The sequence below is a fragment of the Shewanella avicenniae genome (assembly GCF_017354945.1).
GTDB classification, from domain to species: Bacteria; Pseudomonadota; Gammaproteobacteria; order Enterobacterales; family Shewanellaceae; genus Shewanella; species Shewanella avicenniae.
This window is the reverse complement of sequence record NZ_CP071503.1, coordinates 2,271,816-2,289,099: the sequence shown is the minus strand read 5'-3', so window position 1 is coordinate 2,289,099 and position 17,284 is coordinate 2,271,816. Positions and strand designations below refer to the sequence as shown.

Sequence of the window (17,284 nt, the reverse complement as noted above, 5' to 3'; positions counted from 1 at the left end):
TCGTGGTGATTGATACACCGTGATGTGTGGCCAATAACGGCCGCCGGATAACTAAAACGATAAGCGCAGTATGCTGACATTTGCATTAAGCAAAGGGTCATGCCAGCAGCACTGTTACCGGACATTTAGGAGAGATTTGTGGATCTACGCTGGATAAATCAGTTACCTGCCGAGGTGCCTGCTGAAATCGATGCGGATCGTTTTCCTTCTTTAGTGGCGCTATTTGAAAACGCCGTGCAACGTTTTGCCGATCAACCTGCTTACGTCAACATGGGCGTGAAGCTAACTTACCGAAAATTAGAAGAGAAAAGCCGCATTTTTGCCGCCTATCTGCAAAACGATTTAGGCTTAAAAAAGGGTGACCGCGTAGCGCTGATGATGCCTAACTTGCTGCAATATCCCATCGCGCTGTTTGGTGTGTTGCGAGCTGGTTTGGTGGTGGTCAACGTTAATCCGCTCTATACCCCGCGTGAACTCAAGCATCAGCTGATTGATGCTGAGGCCAAAGCGATTGTGGTGGTGTCTAACTTTGCTAATACGCTGCAACAGGTGGTGGATGATACGCCGGTTGAGCATGTGATTATCACCGGCATTGGTGATTTGCTGGGTGTGCCAAAACGTACACTGGTGAACTTTGTTATCAAGTACATCAAGCGCATGGTGCCGAAATATTCGCTGCCTAATGCCATTTCTATGCGTAAAGCGCTGCGGACGGCGCGGCATCGCCAATATGTCAAACCGGAAATTGCACCAACGGATCTCGCCTTTTTGCAATACACCGGCGGCACGACCGGCGTGAGCAAAGGGGCAATGCTAACGCACAGAAACGTGGTTGCTAACGTGCTGCAGGCGGATGCGACATTTTCGCCACTGCTGGATGATGGCAAAGAGCATGTGGTCACCGCATTGCCGCTGTACCATATCTTTGCGCTAACGGTGAACTGCTTCCTGTTTTTGCACAAAGGCTCTGAAAACCTGCTGATCACTAATCCACGTGATATTCCCGGTTTTGTCGCTGAGTTGCGTAAATTCCCCTGCACCGCGATTACTGGGGTTAACACTCTGTTTAATGCGCTGGTGGCCAACGAAGAGTTTGCTTCATTGGATTTTTCAGGGCTGAAACTCACGGTGGGCGGCGGTATGGCGGTACAGCGCGCGGTGGCTGAGAAATGGCAGCGCATCACCCATAGTAAATTGCTAGAAGGTTACGGCTTGACCGAGGCATCGCCGGTAGTGGCTGCATGTTCGCACAACATGGCAGAATACAACGGCTCTATCGGCTTCCCACTGCCATCGACATGGATTGAGATCCGCGATGATGACGGTAACTCCTTGCCACAAGGTGAAATCGGCGAGTTATTTGCCAAAGGCCCACAGGTCATGAAAGGTTACTGGAATCGCCCAGAAGAAACGGCCAAAGTGATTGATAAAGACGGCTGGCTTGCCACGGGGGATATCGGCTACATGGATGAAACCGGCTACTTCTACATTGTCGATCGTAAGAAAGACATGATCCTGGTGTCCGGCTTTAACGTGTTTCCCAACGAAGTGGAAGATGTTATTGCGCTGCACGGCAAAGTGGTTGAAGTCGCGGCGGTCGGCATTCCAAATGAAGCCAGTGGTGAAATTGTGAAGGTGTTTGTGGTGGCCAAGGATAAATCTTTGACCAAAGATGACATCATCGCCCATTGCCGTCAGTATTTAACGGGCTATAAGGTGCCAAAACTGGTAGAATTCCGTGACGAATTGCCAAAGAGTAATGTGGGCAAAATCCTGCGAAGGGAACTTCGGGACGAAGCGAAGTCAGCCTAATCCACAAAAAGCCGGCATGTAATGCCGGTTTTTTCATTGTCGAATTGCCGCCACATTTCATTACAGGAGTATGTTTTGCAAGATTTTTTATACGTTGATACTGCTGATGCGTTGCAAACATTAGTTGCGCAGTATGAGCGTTGTTCGCTACTGGTGCTTGATACGGAATTTGTGCGTACTCGTACCTATTATGCGCGTCTGGGGCTTATTCAAGCGTATGATGGTGAAACCTTAGCGTTAATCGATCCGGTGGCGATTGAAGATTTATCCCCGTTCTGGGCACTGTTGAGTAATCCGAATATTCTCAAACTGCTGCATTCAGGTAGCGAAGATCTGGAAGTATTCGCCCATCATGGCAACTGCCAGCCTGCGCCCTTGCTTGATTCTCAAATTGCTGCTGCGATTGCCGGAATGGGGCATGGCTTAGGTTACGCCAAGTTAGTGCAGCAATTGCTGGATATTGAGTTGGATAAAGGCGAATCTCGCACCGACTGGATTAAGCGCCCATTGACCGATGCACAGCTGTTTTATGCCGCTAACGACGTGAAGTATCTGTACCAGCTTTATCCCATGCTGCGTGACAAACTGGTTGAGCAAAACCGCTTGGAATGGGCCTATGAAGAAAGCCAACGGATGACCGAAGGGCGTTTGCAAGCAGCCGATATGCAGCAAGCCTATCTGAAAGTGAAGAATGCCTTTCAGTTGGAGCCGACAGAGTTGGCGGTGCTGCGTTCGTTAGCAGCATGGCGGCTTGCCAAGGCGATTAAACGCGATATGGCAGTTGGGTTTGTGCTGAAAGATCACACCCTGATTGCGTTAGCGAAGAAGCAACCGCGATCGATGAACGAGCTGCTGCAATCACGGGATTTAAACGATCATGAAAAACGTTTTTATGGCAAAGAGCTGTTGAAGGCGCTGGACAACGTCGACCTGCAAAGTCTGCCAGAGCCGCTGGATGTGTTGGCGTTAAAGCCTGGATATAAATCCGCGTTTAAGATTATCAAAGCGGTGTTGACTGATATCTCTGAAACGCGCCAAGTGCCAATTGAACTGCTGGGATCTAAGAAATTGATTCACGAGTATCTCGAGTGGCAGTGGGGCGGTAAAATCGCTGCTGAGCCCCTAGTGTTGCAAGGCTGGCGTGGCAGTTTAACCGCCGAGGCATTAGCGCAAATTGAGTCTCAGCTGTAGTCTTTGTGAGTAATTCTTAAGCGCTATTTAGACAGCTAAACAACCAGCCCCGCAATCATTTGTATTAAATGATTGCGGGGCTGGTTTATTTCGGTCTAAGCGAGTGATGTAAGCGACAAATCTGGGTGCTTAGTCCGTTGCAGTGATGTGATTTAACGTGCTTTCAAACAGTTCACCTAGACTCAAGTCATCATGCCAAATATCTTGCAATAAAACTCCATAAGCTTGCGCCAAATCCGTTGCAAGTGTTTCCAGTTCTAGCGCGTCAGGCATCGCTTTTATTGGATAAAGTGCTTGGTAGATAACAAGGATTTTGTCGTCCGGTGAAAACTTCAGTTTTTGCTTTGGTGCAAAAGCAAATGCGCCTGCGAACAGAGCTAAAAACTTTCTAATATCCTGTTTGGGGACATCGGCAAAGCGTCTTTTCCAATCTTTACCACAACAATTGCGCCACCGATATTGCAGCGGCAATCCACCCGTGTATTGCGAGTAAACAATCATCAATCCCAGTACTAACACGCAGCAACTGATCACCATAACGACTCCCAGCACGTGCTTAACACTGCATCACAGGCAATTGGTATTCAACGGGCACAGATACACATCGTAACTGACGTTGTTTTCTGCCATACAGCTTGAATCCAGTTCAAAGGGGATGTTTTTGACCACTGCGGCGTTGTAGCCCTCGGCCGTGACTTCGATATTGATATTGTAGCTGATGGCGTTGATGGTCATTAAGGTGAAATAGGCGCCGGGTTCACCTGCTAAATGTGTTTCGCCTTCAGGAATATACTCTGCATAGTCTTGCTGGCTTGCAGTTTCGCTCTCTTCAATGATTAGCACTGTGGCATCGTCGATAACAAGCGCATCATCCAGTGAATCATGTAAGCGCACGTTAATGCGTGGTACGCCATGCGCGCCACATTCGCCTACCGCTACGGGTTCGTTTGCCTTGCTGTCATCGCCATTACAGCCGACTAATAGGGTGAATAGGGCGGCTGTCACTAAAGAGATACCGGCATTATTCAAGTTAAACATCCTTATTCAATCTTGCTGCGCGAGTCCGACACGCAGCATGGAGAGAGTTACACCGACCAAGCTAACTCTTTTGGCGGTGTCCAGTAGCGCATCTCTTCATTGAGCAGAAAACGCAATTCGCTCGATGACATCTGTTGAACTTGCATCGGCGTATAGTTGTGCTTCACACAAAGGTAAAAACGAATGGCGTCAAAACCCAATAATTCTTTGTATTTATTACGCTCAGCAAGGTAGTCGCCAAATAACTCCAAGTGGTAGTCGGCAATCGCTTGTCTTAGGTAAATCTGTTTACGTTGTTTGGCGATCATCGCCAAGTTTTCATCGATCATATTTCGCTCATGGAAAGAAAATTAACGGCAGCGCGACGGTGAAAATTCAGCCTGACTGCGTCATCTCAGTTGAGTGGTAACCGAGATGAAGACGGAATGTTAGCCTGTTTATTGATTAATTAGCAATCAGCTTGCTGGATATTTTTCAATTGTAAGAATATTGTTAATCATCAATGACTAACTGCTGATTTAGCGAGTGTGAATTTGGCTAAGAACAGCCAAGAGTGGAGTTGATTTTGCCAAAAAAAAACGGCTCCTAGTGGAGCCGTTTGCTGTTAATTTTCAGCCATGATTCGCTGATTGGTTGCCGCTATTTGCTGATAGGTTGCAGCAACAGCTTGAGCTCATACGTCTGCTGTTTTTCCGGCAATAATCGATATTGATCGTAAGGGGTTGCGCCCCAACTGTTATCACCACCGGCACCACGTTGACGCAGATCGAGGATCAACTCGGTCAATGGCCGCGGTTGAATATCGTTGATGTGGCGCTGTGCTTCTTTTGGATAGTCAAAATCAGCAATGGTGTTGTGATGCGCAGTGAAATCAAACTGCGGATCGCCAATCACTTTCAGACCCACGCCATCTTTATTGGTGATGGTCAGCCAACGGGTGTCGCTACGGTTACCGTTTTCTTGCGGACGAATATATGGCGTATATAGCTCGCTCACTTTGGCGTGGTAGATACCTAAATCCGCCGCGTATTTACGGTCTTGGTAGTTTTCCCAAGGACCACGGCCATACCAACTGGCGTTATCGAAGCCTTCTGGCAGTTGCATCTTTAAGCCAAAGCGTGGCATCTCAGGCAATTCCTTGCTCAGCGTTGCTTGGTAATCCACCAGTACTTCACCTTTAGCACCCACTTGATAGCTGATGTTGGCCGAGCTCTTCAGTGCAGGGAAGTCCAACGTAAAGCGGATATTGGCTTGCCCTTGGGTTTGCTCAATCTCAACATCGGTGACGTTGGCCGTCGCTGCAGCATCTTTAAATACGGCAGACTTCTCACCTAAGCGGTTACCGAAGTCCTTATCGGTCAGCGCACGCCAGAAGTTAGGGAACAAGCCTTCACCTGCTTTAATCAACTCAACACCGTCAACTTGATAGCTTTGCAAACGGCCTGTTTGCTTGTTGAAGGCAAGCTTGACTGCATCGCTGGTGACGCTGATGAGCTTGTCGCCGTCATTCAAACTCAGCTTCGCGGCCTTACTCACCACGGGAGCTGCCATTGGCGATTGCAGTATAAATTGATCAGCGGCCATTACATGCCCAGCCGGAATCACGCCCTGTTTCGCCTTGCTCACAAATTTAAAATCGAGCAGGTATTCTTTACCATCTTTGAATGGGTAGCCGTTCAATTGAGCGATTTTAACTGTGCTGTCGCCTTGTGGTGGGGTGTGCAGCGTTGGCAGCTCGCCTTGCATTACTACTGTGCCATTTTCTAACAGCGCCCATTGACCGGTAACATCGCTTAAATCTTTAAAGAAGTTACGGTTGGTAATGAGGTATTCACCATTGGCTTGCGGCTTAACCACAATGTTTTGGTAGAGTTTTTTCAGCTCATACAAATCGGGGTGCGGATTGCGATCAGAACCAATCAAGCCGTTGGCCAGATAGTTATTGGCGTTACGGGTGCCTTTCGGTTCAAAGTCGCCGCCATAGGCGTAGTAGATGTTGCCGTTGGCGTCTGTTTGCTCTAAGCCTTGGTCAACCCAATCCCATACACTGCCGCCTTGCACTTGTGGATGCTCATAGACATAGTCCCACAACTCTTTTAGGTTACCGCCGGCGTTGCCCATGGTATGAGCGTATTCCACCCAAATAAATGGCTGCTCTGGGTACTTATCAAGGTACTTGGTGGTGATTTCGTTGCGGTCGGCGTACATCCAGCCAATCACATCGGTCATTTTCTCTTTGAACCAAGTTTCGCGGGTTTCAAACTGCACGATACGGTTGTCTTCAATCGACTTCACGTAACGATAGGCGGCAGACATATTCGGGCCTGGGCCGATTTCATTGCCCAATGACCACGAGATAATCGATGGGTGGTTTTTATCGCGCTCAATCATGCCCTTAATGCGTTCAAGAATGGCATCCTTGAATTGCGGATCATTACCGATATTGCCTTCTGGGGTAAAGCCATAGCCATGTGATTCCACGTTGGCCTCATCGACCACATACAAGCCGTACTGATCGCACAGTTGATACCAGTAAGGGTCATTGGGGTAGTGCGAGTTACGTACCGTGTTTACGTTAAACTGCTTCATCAATTGGATGTCGCGCAGCATGCTCTCACGCCCAATCGCTTGGCCGTTCTTCGCTTCAACCTCGTGGCGGTTTACCCCTTTGATGATGATCGGCTGGCCGTTCACCAACAGCTGACCTTTTTCAATTTTAACGTTACGGAAGCCGAGTGCTTGACGCACCACTTGGTCCTGCTCGCCTTTGCGGCTCAAGGTCAGCACCAAGTCGTACAGTTTGGGTGTTTCTGCTGACCATGCGCCGACATTGGCAAATTGATGGGTCTTTTCAATGATTTCGGTATTGCCCGCAGCAATACTGAGTTCGGTTTTGTTTTGCCAAAGCAACTTGTCGCCATCATACACTGCAGCATGCAGTGCAACATCTTGGGCTTTGCTGTCACTGTTTTGCAGTTTAACGCTCAGATCGAGCAGACCGTCTTTAAAGCTGTTTTGCAGCGATGTATCGGCATGGAAATCCCACAATTGCACTTTAGGCACCACTTGCAGGAATACATCGCGCTGAATACCGCTCATGCGCCACATATCTTGGTCTTCAAGATAGCTGCCATCGCTCCAGCGGAATACTTGCACAGACAGGCTGTTATTGCCTTTATTGACGAAATCGGTGATGTCAAATTCGGCGGGCAGTTTGCCATCTTGGCTGTAGCCGACTTTTTTGCCATTGACCCACACATAGAAGGCAGACTTTACTGAGCCAAAGTGCAGAATGATGCGTTTATCTTGCCAGTCGTCAGCCACGGTAAAGTCACGACGATAAGAGCCAACCGGATCGTACTCAGGCGCCAGCGGCTTGTTTTTTGGAAAGCCGTAACCGTGATTCACATAGATAGGGTAGTCGTACCCCTGCAGCTGCCAGTTTGATGGCACTTTGATCAGCGGCCATTTTGATACATCAAAATCTTTTTCAAAGAAATCGAGCGGGCGCTGCGCAGGTGTTTCAACAAAGTTGAAGTGCCATTGGCCATTGAGCGAATGGTATTGAGCTGAGGCCTGTTCATCTCCAGCCATCGCTAACGATTTGGTCGGATAGGAGATAAAAAAGGCGCGATCCGGCAGAGAATTTACCGCAAATACTGCTGGGTTTTCCCAATCATTAACTTGAGCAGCTTGCAGTTGCTGATACGGTACACATGACATTAAGCCGAGTACAACAGCGCACGTTTTGGTGCGCTTAAACAGATGGCTAATCATAAAAAGTCCCCAATATTTAAGCGTTTGTCATTGGTTAATTGCGAGGTCAGTTACCAGTGCCTCTATCTTATTTGAAGTTATACGCTTGTTTTACTAGCCCGTAGGTTAACTGATATGACAGTGTTTTCGCATCCGCTAATGTAATTTGGTGGTTAGCCACCAACTCCGCCAGATAACGACAATCTACGCGACGTGCCACGTCATGACGTGCTGGGATCGACAGGAAGGCACGAGTGTCATCGTTAAAACCAACGGTGTTATAGAAGCCTGCTGTTTCAGTCACTTGCTGGCGGAACCTTAACATACCGGCAGGGCTGTCGTGGAACCACCATGCTGGGCCAAGCTTCAAGGTCGGATAATGACCTGCCAGTGGCGCTAGTTCGCGACTGTAGGTGGTTTCATCCAGCGTAAACAGAATGATGCGCAGATCCATGTTGTTGCCGTATTTGCTCAGCAGTGGTTTCAACGCATTCACGTATTCAGTTTGTGATGGAATATCGGCGCCTTTATCGCGGCCATAGATATCGAAAATACGTTTGTTGTGGTCGCGATGTGCGCCCGGATGGATCTGCATCACCAAGCCATCTTCAATGCTCATTCCTGCAAGTTCGGTCAGCATCTGGCCACGGAACAGCTCTTGTTGCGCTTTGCTGGCTTCGCCGCTAACACATTGCTTAAACAGGGTTTCACATTCTGCCTGCGAAAGGTCAGCGGTGAGTGCAGTTGGATGTCCGTGGTCAGTGGCGGTAGCGCGGCCATGTTCAATAAAATATTGCCGACGCGCTTTAATCGCTTGCAGATAACCTTGCCAGTTTGTGGTGTCACAGCCTGTAATCTCGCCTAGGGTTTGCACGTTGGCGATAAAATCTTCACGGCTGGCATCGACTACATCATCTGGGCGGAAGGTCGTCACCACTCGTTTTTCGAAATTAGTGCCGGTGAGCTTTTTATGTTGTTTCAGTTCATCGAGCGCGCCTTCAGTAGTGGCAATCACTTCGATATTGAACTTATCCATCAAAGCTCGCGGTGCAAATGCAGCTGATTGCAGCTGGCGGTTGATTTCATGGTAGTAATCGGCGGCATTGGCTTCACAAAGTTTATCTTTAAAACCAAACACATTGGCGAAAGTTGAGTCGAGCCAGTAGCCAGAAGGCGTGCCTGCAAACAGATAGTAGTGTTTGGCAAAAATCTTCCACACTTCGAGCGGATCTACCGCGTTATCTTGGCTGCGGTCGCCCTGTAAACCACGTTGCGGAATCGCCAAGGCTTCTAATGGAATCCCTTGGCTGTAGAGCATACGGAACACATAGTGATCTGGCTTTATCAGCAGATCAGTCGCGTTTTGAAAATTCTGGTTCTCACTAAACCAACGGGGATCTGTGTGGCCGTGAGGACTGACAATCGGCAGGTCTTTTATCGCTTCATAAAGCTCGCGCGCAATGGCAACCACGTTTTTATCGCTAGAAAAGAGACGGTCTGGATGCATCTCTAATGGAATAACTGCAGAAGTCATGATGGTTCCTCAATAAGCAGATCGTCATCAACGTCCAATGTTTCGAGGCGATCTCTAAAAATGATGGCGTAAAAATTTAAGGCTAGTTTTACCATTCTATTGCTACCGGTGGCAATCGCAGTGCACAAGAGATTGTAACTTTGTGAGTAACGCAGCATCGCTGCCGAAAATCTGTGCACAGTATGCCATCAATTAGCCCGCTAATGCTTGGTTCGCCTGAGCACAGGCGGCGGTAATTTTGTCCCAGCTGGCGGATTCAACCCAATCGCTTGGAGCAACCCAAGAGCCGCCCACTGCCAAGCAGTTAGGTAGCGTTAAAAACTCATCTTTGTTTTTGTCGCTGATCCCGCCTGTTGGGCAGAAGCTAACTTGAGGGAATACCGCGCCCATCGCTTTGATAAACGCCGCGCCGCCAGACAAGGTGGCTGGGAACAGTTTTAATTCGGTAAAACCATGTTCAATCGCCAACAGCACGTCAGCAGAGTTCGACACGCCGGGCACGACTGGCACCGGGCAATCACACAATTGGCTAAGCAAATTTGGCGATACGGCTGGGGTGATAATAAAATCAGCACCTGCGGCAATCGCCACTTTTAGAATCTCTGCATTGGTCACCGTGCCTGCACCGACCACCATGTTGGGATAGGCCGCTTTGATTGCTTGCATCGCCGCGATAGAGGCTTCGGTGCGTAGTACGACTTCCACCAAATGAATTCCTGCTTGCTGCATCGCCCCCGCGATAGCCACCCCTTGCGCTGCGGTGTCTGCCTGAATAATGGGCAGCAACACCTGTTCCCCCAGTAAAGCTTTAAATGACGCCATGAATGCGCTCCTAACTTAATTTATAGTTTTTAAGTGGTCGCTGTGCTGTTCTGTGTTACTCGCACTTACGACTAAAATTCGCTTATCCACAAAAGCTTGCTCATCTACAAAACTCTCTCATCTACAAAAAATTGCGCTTCCGTACACGCTTGTTCACAGATAAGAGAGAGCACAGTCCATCTTTACTCAAGCTGCGACAGCTGCGCTTCAAATATGGCTCAAACCAATGGCGCGGTTGGCACAATAGCACCTGACTGCTGAATCACTTGGCCTGCTAGTTGATTGCCCCAACCAGCCGCTTGCTCATGTGAGTGCCCCATCAGCCAAGCGGCCAAAAATCCAGCATTAAATGAGTCACCTGCAGCGGTGGTATCTACCACGTGAGCTACCGGCGTGGTGGCAATATGCTGGCGTTGGTTGGCGTGTTGCAGATAACATCCATCGCCGCCCACTTTCAGCACCAAGGTGTTGATTTGATATTCGCCTAAGCGGTCAAACGCGGCTTCAACGTCGCTATCGCCCCATAGAGCGGCCTCATCATCAAAGGTGAGCAATGCGATATCACAAAGCGCATACAACTGCTTATAAATGGCTTGGGTTTCACTGGTCGATGCCCACAAACGGGCGCGGTAATTACCGTCAAAGGCGAGGGTAACGCCAGCGGCTTTCGCTTGAATCAGAAAATCGATAAGTTTGCCGCGGTCCTCTGCGGGCAGAATGGCGAGGCTAATACCAGAAAGGTAAATCAAATCATAACTTTTTAGCGCTGCTAATACAGCCTCGATATCTGGGTGTTGCAGCAGATAACGCGCAGCGGCTTGGTTACGCCAATAGTGAAAACTGCGCTCGCCATTGGCGTCATTTTCAATCAGATACAACCCAGCATTCCGGCTTGGATCGCGTAGCACAAACTGACAGTCGATGTCGGCTTGTAGCCAACGCTCAATAATCGCTTGGCTGAGCGAGTCTTGCCCCATCGCGGTGACATAAGCGACTTGCGCTGCAATGCCAGCTACCCGCTTGAGATACACCGCGGTGTTAAGGGTGTCACCACCAAAACCTTGCTGCATTTGGCCCATCAATTGGCCAGATAATTCCACCATGCATTCGCCGATAATGGCGACTTTTTTGGGGGTAGGGATTAGGCTACTCACAAGGTCACCCCTTGCTTCCAAATGGCGATCTCACGAATATCATTTAGCTCGTTTTTCACTGCTTCGCCGTTACAGGCGCGCACCAGCAGTGCGATAAATTCATCCAGCAGTTCGGCCATCGAGACATCATTAATCAAGCGGCCTGCATCAAAATCGATCCAATGTTTTTTCTTGTTGGCTAATTCGGAGTTGGTGGCAATTTTCAGGGTGGGCACAAAACCCCCATAAGGCGTGCCACGGCCTGTGGTAAACAGCACCATTTGACAACCGCAGGCGGCGAGGGCGCTAGTGGCGATTGCATCATTGCCGGGCGCGTTGAGCAGATGCAGCCCTGGTTTTTGTAACCGTTCACCGTAATCTAAAATCGCCTCAACACTGCTTTGGCCGGCTTTTTGGGTGCAGCCGAGCGATTTATCTTCCAGCGTGGTGATCCCACCTTTTTTGTTGCCGGGGGATGGGTTTTCATACACGGGCTGATCATGCTTTTTGTAATAGCGTTTAAAGCCGTTAACCATCTCGACAAGCTGCTCAAAGGTGGCTTCATCTTTACATCGCGACATTAAAATGGTTTCCGCGCCGAACATCTCTGGCACTTCAGTGAGTACCGTGGTGCCACCTCGGGCAATCAAATAGTCGGATAGCTGCCCTAACATGGGGTTGGCGGTAATGCCGGAGAGCCCATCACTGCCGCCGCATTCCAAACCAAAATGAATCTCGGTGAGTTTGCCGGGCACGCGTTGATCGTGACGCATCACTTGATACAGTGCTTCAAGTTGCTCGACACCTGCTGCTACTTCATCTTCAACATGCTGGGTGATGAGGTATTTCACGCGGTCGTCGCTACGATGCTCTACGCCCAATTTCAGTGCTGCCACTTGGTTGTTTTCGCAGCCTAAGCCAACCACCAAGACACCGCCGGCATTGGGATGCTCAATCATGTTTTGCATTAGCTTTTTGGTCATCTGCAAATCATCACCGAGCTGCGAACAACCAAACTGATGCGGAAATACATGCACGCCATCAATCTCTAACTGCGGATGGCGTTGCAAGAACTGCTTAACCATCTGCGCTGCCATGCCGTTGACGCAGCCGACACTGGGGATCACCCACAGCTCGTTACGAATCCCCACTTGACCATCGGCGCGGCGATAGATCATCACTTCCGGAGAGTCATCGACTTGCGGCGCTACGCTGTTCGCTATCGGTTGGTAGCGATATTCCAACTCGTCATTGAGGTTGGTTTTAATCTGATCGGTATGCACCCAGGTGCCCACACCGATGGTACTCAAGGCGTGGCCAATGGGTGAGCCATATTTAATGACATCGCTGCCAGCTTCAATATCGTACAGGGCGATTTTGTGGCCTTTTTCAACATCTTGTTGCAGCAGTAATTGCAGCTCATCAACCTCAACTTCGGTGCCAGCGCTGAGTGGCGCGAGGGCGATGGCAACGTTATCGCTGGGATGTAAACGAATAATCGGTTTCATGGTTCGCTCCTAACCTAAGCCAGTAGCGGCGCTAATGTGGCCCGCACACCTTGCTGCAGCATTTGTTCAAGGTTTGCAGTTACCGCGTCAGTCATACAGGCTACTTGGTTAAGGTCTTGGCCCCAATGATCGCTTTCCGCCAACACGCTGTGTACCAAGGCGCGCAGTGGCAAGTTATCTTGTTGATATTGCGCCCACAAGCTAGCGAATTTTGTTAGCCAGAATTCGTCATCTTTTAACGGGATCTGCTGGCCATCACGTAAGCCGCGATAAAACAAAATTTGCCCAGCTAATGCAGCGATCATCAACTTAGGCAGCTCGCCAGTTTTCGCTTGATAAGCAAGTAGCTGCGGTAAAATGCGCGTGGTGTATTTGGTCATGCTGTTGAGCGAAATTGAGATCAACAGATGATGGATATAGGGGTTTTGGAAACGGGTAATCACTGCTTCAGCGAATTCACTGATCTCATCTTCGGCAAAGTTCAGTGTTGGAATGACTTCATCAAAAATGAACTGGCGTACGTAACGGCTAAACAGCGGATCTTCAACGGTTTCTTTGACTGCCTCTAATCCAGCAAGATATGCCAGTGGCACCATCGCAGTATGAGCACCATTCAAAATGGCCACTTTGCGTTGTTTGTACGGGGCGATGTCATCCACTACGATAATGTTGAGATCGCTTTGCGCCAGTTTCAGAAATTGCTTAATGCGATCAGAACCTTGAATCACAAACAGATGGAAGTATTCGCTGGTGACCATAAAGTTGTCGGCATAGCCAAACTCTGATTGTAGTGCGGCATGTTCGTCGCGCGGAAAGCCGGTCACAATTCGATCCACAAGGGTAGAGCAGAACTCATTGGCGCTGTTTAACCATTCCACAAAGCCCGCTTCTAATTGCCATAAATCGCAGTACTTGAGCACAATCTCTTTCAGTTTTTCGCCGTTGTAATCAATCAGTTCGCAAGGTAGCAGAATCACCCCGGCATCCGCTGCGCCAGCAAAGTGTTGATAGCGATGGTACAGCCATTGGGTCAGTTTTGCCGGAAAGGCTTTGGCGGGTTTGTCGTCCAGCTTATCTTCGCCAATAAACTCAATGCCAGCTTCGGTAGTATTTGATACCACCAGTTCAATATTGGGGTCTTCCGCGAGCGCCAAATAGCGTTCAAATTGCTGATAGACTGGGATTTCTTCATTAACGCAACTGATCACACGGGTTTGTTGAACGGCTTGGCCCGCTTCATCAATGCCGCGCACAATGCTGGTATATAAACCATCTTGAGTATTCAGCAGGGGCAGGGCGTCATAATCAATTGGGCGAATAATCGATACACCTGCACCAAGATCACACTGCTGATTTAATAAATCGATTTGCCAATCAAAAAAAGCGCGAAGGAAATTGCCCTCACCGAATTGCATTATTTTGCTCGGGTAATTGGGATACTGAAAATTCGTGCGATTTAATTGCTTCATAGACTGCCCCAAAATAGTCAAATTTGTGTCGCCGGTAGCATTTCAAGTGCAAATTTTGCTACCTGTACTTTAGTTTGATTGACATATTGCCACCGGTAGCAAAAGATAACAATACACAATCAAAAGTTTCAATGGTTGCGTTAGTGAATTTATTAACTCACTGTATTTTATAGTTAATTCTTTATTTGTATGATGTATTTGGCATTTTTTATTAGCAAAATTAATGAGTTAATGCCAAACGATGAAAATCATGGTTAGCTATAAAATCAATCGGAATTGAGATTGTTAACAACTGAGCTGTGGGGGTTCAGTAAAATCATTTGCACAAATAGGTTATTTATCGATGCGCGTTAATTTGACGACGCGAAACACATCAGTAACGGCTTATTTAATTAATGCATGAAAAGCTAAGTCTTTATCGACCGCAACACCATGTTAGGTGGTGCTATCTCTGGGGATGTCGATACACAACATAAAAATGGTGAGAAGAATGACAACAGCAATTCATATAACAAGTAAAAATGCGATAGGGAATTATCGATTTCGTATTCTAGCAATGCTTATGTTTGCCACCACTATCAACTACTTCGACCGAAGTATTATTGGTGTGATGGCACCTACCTTAGAACGTTTATTCCATTGGGATAACAGCGATTACGCCAACATTATGATCGCCTTTAAAGTGGCCTATGCCATCGGTATGGTCACCATGGGCAGCATTATCGATAAATTGGGTTGCCGCAAAGGCTATACGCTATCGATTGGGATCTGGAGCGTGTTCGGCATGTTGCATGCCGCCGTTACGCCAGCGTTCAGTGTCATCGGTTTTGTTTTGGCGCGCTTCGGTTTGGGCTTCGGTGAATCGGGTAACTTTCCTGCTGCCATTAAAACCGTTGGTGAGTGGTTTCCGAAAAAAGACCGAGCATTTTCCACCGGTATTTTTAATGCCGCGTCAAGCTTCGGCGCAATCGCAGCCCCCTTCGTGGTTGGCGCCATTGTGTCGGTCGATGGTGATAACTGGCAAATTCCGTTCCTGATCACCGGTGCTTTGAGTAGCATCTGGGTGTTCCTCTGGTTGCGGGTTTACCGAAAGCCGGAACATCACCCAAAAGTGACCCCGGAAGAATTAGCGTATATTCAAAGCGATTGCGAAGGCTGCGCTGCGGAATCCGATGAAAAGTTGCCTTGGCGAAAAGTGGTTCGAACCCGTGAGGCTTGGGCTTGTGCTATCCCGCGTTTGACCGATGCAGTGTGGTGGTTCTATCTGTTCTGGGGCGCGAAATTCTTGGCCGATACCTTTGCGGTCGATATCAAAAACATCGCGATTCCCTTCTTTATCATCTATGCCTTTGCCGATGTGGGCAGCATTTTTGGTGGTTATCTGTCGGGGTTCTTTATGAATCGTGGTTGGAGCACCAATAAAGCGCGCAAGATGACCCTGCTGTTCTGCGCCTTGTTTATCCTGCCGACCTGTTTTGTGGCGATGACAGATAACAAATGGATCGCGGTTTGCCTGATTGCGATGGGGGCCGCGGGTCACCAAGCATGGTCCGCTAACCTTTATACCTTGGTGTCGGACGTGATGCCGAAGAAGGCGACGGCTTCGGTGGTCGGCTTGGGCGGTATGATGGGCGCACTGATTGGTATTGTTGCGGATAAAACACTGGGGACAGTGTTGGATGAAGCAGGAAACTCCGGTTATTTTTACGCCTTTTTGATTGCCGGATCGTGCTATTTGATTCTGCTGGGCATCGTGCATCTGTTGATGCCGAAAATGACACCGCTGGATGAAAATCTAAATCCAATTCGCTGAGTTAGCAGGATTAACACATTTAGTTCAATAATGTGAATGGAATGGGCAAACTTGCCCATTCCATTCAAAATGGCGGTAAAGACGCCCAGTCCGATTGTGGTATATTGTCGGCATTAACGCATTCCGAGCAAACCAATGGCCACAGATAATAAAAAAGTCACCATTAACGATGTTGCCCGCATTACTGGGGTGTCAAAGCGCACCGTGTCTCGGGTGATCAATCGCTCGCCGCTCGTGGGTGAGGAAACCCGTAAACGCATTGAACAAGTGATTGCCGAGCTTAATTTCCAACCCGATAAACAAGCCCGCGGTCTAGCGTCACGACGATCCTACCTGCTGGGGTTAATTTACGATAACCCCGATGCGCTCTATATCGACCAAGTGCAACGCGGGGTGTTGTCTGTGTGCACTGAGCTGGGGTACGAATTGGTGGTTCACCCCTGCAAATGGCGCGAAGCCGACTTTGTGGATAATTGCCTGAAGTTTATTGCCCGATCCAATGTGGATGGAGTACTGATTCTGCCGCCAGTTTCTGAGAGTAAACAGCTTGCCAAAGCGCTGGCGGATGCGGAACACCCCTATGTGCGTATTGCGTCAGCGGATTTAGATGACCATGAAAACATTGTGATTTCCAATGAACGCGAGGCGATGGACGAAATTGTGCAGCATCTGTTGGATCTCGGCCATGAACGTATTGGCATGATCACCGGGCCATTAAGCTATTACTCCTCTCAGGAGCGGATGGTTGGTATTGTCACTGCCGCTAAAAATGCCGGTAAGCCAATCGCGGAACAGTATATTGTCGAAGGTAAAAATACCTACGAAAGTGGTTTGAAATGTGCCGAGCAACTGTTGGCGCTTGAGCCGCGTCCCAGCGCTATTTTTGCCAATAACGATGAGACTGCGGCCGGGGTAGTGCGGGTGGCGCATACCAAAGGGATTAACGTCCCTGAACAGCTGTCGGTAGTTGGTTTCGACGATAACTTATTTGCTTCGCGGGTGATCCCGTCACTCACCACTATGAAGCGTCCGGTAGAAGAACTGGCGATTTTGGCGACCAAAAAATTGCTGCATCGCTGCCAACCGGAATTCTTTAATCATCCACTCGAAACGGTAATTACGCCGTACCTGATTAAACGCGAATCGAGCGCTAAGCCTGAATAAGCGGCTCGCTAATAAAAAGAGTGCATTAACCGAAAATGCTGACA

The 17,284-nt window shown here is 48.7% G+C and carries 13 protein-coding genes; 4 read left to right on the top strand and 9 right to left on the bottom strand.

Annotation, left to right across the window (positions count from 1 at the left end; translation table 11 throughout):
• Positions 1-138 precede the first annotated feature (138 nt).
• Positions 139-1,812 (top strand): long-chain-fatty-acid--CoA ligase FadD, encoded by a 1,674-nt coding sequence (fadD, locus tag JYB87_RS10100; RefSeq protein ID WP_207353383.1) that lies wholly within the window; start codon positions 139-141, stop codon positions 1,810-1,812.
• Positions 1,813-1,887: 75 nt separating this feature from the next.
• Positions 1,888-3,003, top strand: coding sequence for a ribonuclease D (gene rnd / locus JYB87_RS10095; protein ID WP_228729835.1), 1,116 nt, complete (start codon positions 1,888-1,890; stop codon positions 3,001-3,003).
• 129 nt (positions 3,004-3,132) lie between these two features.
• On the opposite strand, the gene JYB87_RS10090 is transcribed toward rnd, so the two are convergent.
• The 9 genes from JYB87_RS10090 to JYB87_RS10050 form a co-directional block, all read right to left on the bottom strand.
• Positions 3,133-3,507: a hypothetical protein gene (locus tag JYB87_RS10090; protein ID WP_207353381.1), complete on the bottom strand. Its 375-nt coding sequence runs from the start codon at positions 3,505-3,507 to the stop codon at positions 3,133-3,135.
• 63 nt (positions 3,508-3,570) lie between these two features.
• Positions 3,571-4,041, bottom strand: coding sequence for a hypothetical protein (locus JYB87_RS10085; protein ID WP_207353380.1), 471 nt, complete (start codon positions 4,039-4,041; stop codon positions 3,571-3,573).
• Between the two features lie 47 nt (positions 4,042-4,088).
• A complete protein-coding gene (locus JYB87_RS10080; protein ID WP_207353379.1) occupies positions 4,089-4,370 on the bottom strand; it encodes a hypothetical protein in 282 nt (93 codons plus the stop codon).
• A 310-nt stretch (positions 4,371-4,680) separates the two neighbouring features.
• Positions 4,681-7,818 carry a glycoside hydrolase family 2 TIM barrel-domain containing protein gene (locus JYB87_RS10075; protein ID WP_207353378.1) on the bottom strand — a complete coding sequence of 1,046 codons (3,138 nt, stop codon included), beginning with the start codon at positions 7,816-7,818 and terminating at the stop codon, positions 4,681-4,683.
• Positions 7,819-7,885: 67 nt separating this feature from the next.
• A complete protein-coding gene (gene uxaC / locus JYB87_RS10070; RefSeq protein ID WP_207353377.1) occupies positions 7,886-9,331 on the bottom strand; it encodes a glucuronate isomerase in 1,446 nt (481 codons plus the stop codon).
• A gap of 192 nt (positions 9,332-9,523) precedes the next feature.
• Positions 9,524-10,153 (bottom strand): bifunctional 4-hydroxy-2-oxoglutarate aldolase/2-dehydro-3-deoxy-phosphogluconate aldolase, encoded by a 630-nt coding sequence (gene eda / locus JYB87_RS10065; RefSeq protein WP_207353376.1) that lies wholly within the window; start codon positions 10,151-10,153, stop codon positions 9,524-9,526.
• Positions 10,154-10,371: 218 nt separating this feature from the next.
• Entirely contained in the window at positions 10,372-11,307 is a 936-nt protein-coding gene (locus tag JYB87_RS10060; RefSeq protein WP_228729834.1) for a sugar kinase, read from the bottom strand.
• Positions 11,304-12,794 (bottom strand): UxaA family hydrolase, encoded by a 1,491-nt coding sequence (locus tag JYB87_RS10055; protein WP_207353375.1) that lies wholly within the window; start codon positions 12,792-12,794, stop codon positions 11,304-11,306. Before JYB87_RS10055 ends, JYB87_RS10060 begins: the two co-directional genes overlap by 4 nt.
• 14 nt (positions 12,795-12,808) lie before the next feature.
• Complete coding sequence (locus JYB87_RS10050) at positions 12,809-14,263, bottom strand: tagaturonate reductase (protein ID WP_207353374.1); 1,455 nt, start codon at positions 14,261-14,263, stop codon at positions 12,809-12,811.
• A 562-nt stretch (positions 14,264-14,825) separates the two neighbouring features.
• Here JYB87_RS10050 and JYB87_RS10045 point away from each other — a divergent pair.
• Both JYB87_RS10045 and JYB87_RS10040 read left to right on the top strand, forming a co-directional pair.
• Entirely contained in the window at positions 14,826-16,076 is a 1,251-nt protein-coding gene (locus tag JYB87_RS10045; protein ID WP_207353373.1) for an MFS transporter, read from the top strand.
• Positions 16,077-16,211: 135 nt separating this feature from the next.
• Positions 16,212-17,240, top strand: a complete 1,029-nt coding sequence (locus JYB87_RS10040; protein WP_207353372.1) for a LacI family DNA-binding transcriptional regulator — start codon at positions 16,212-16,214, stop codon at positions 17,238-17,240.
• Positions 17,241-17,284 lie beyond the last annotated feature (44 nt).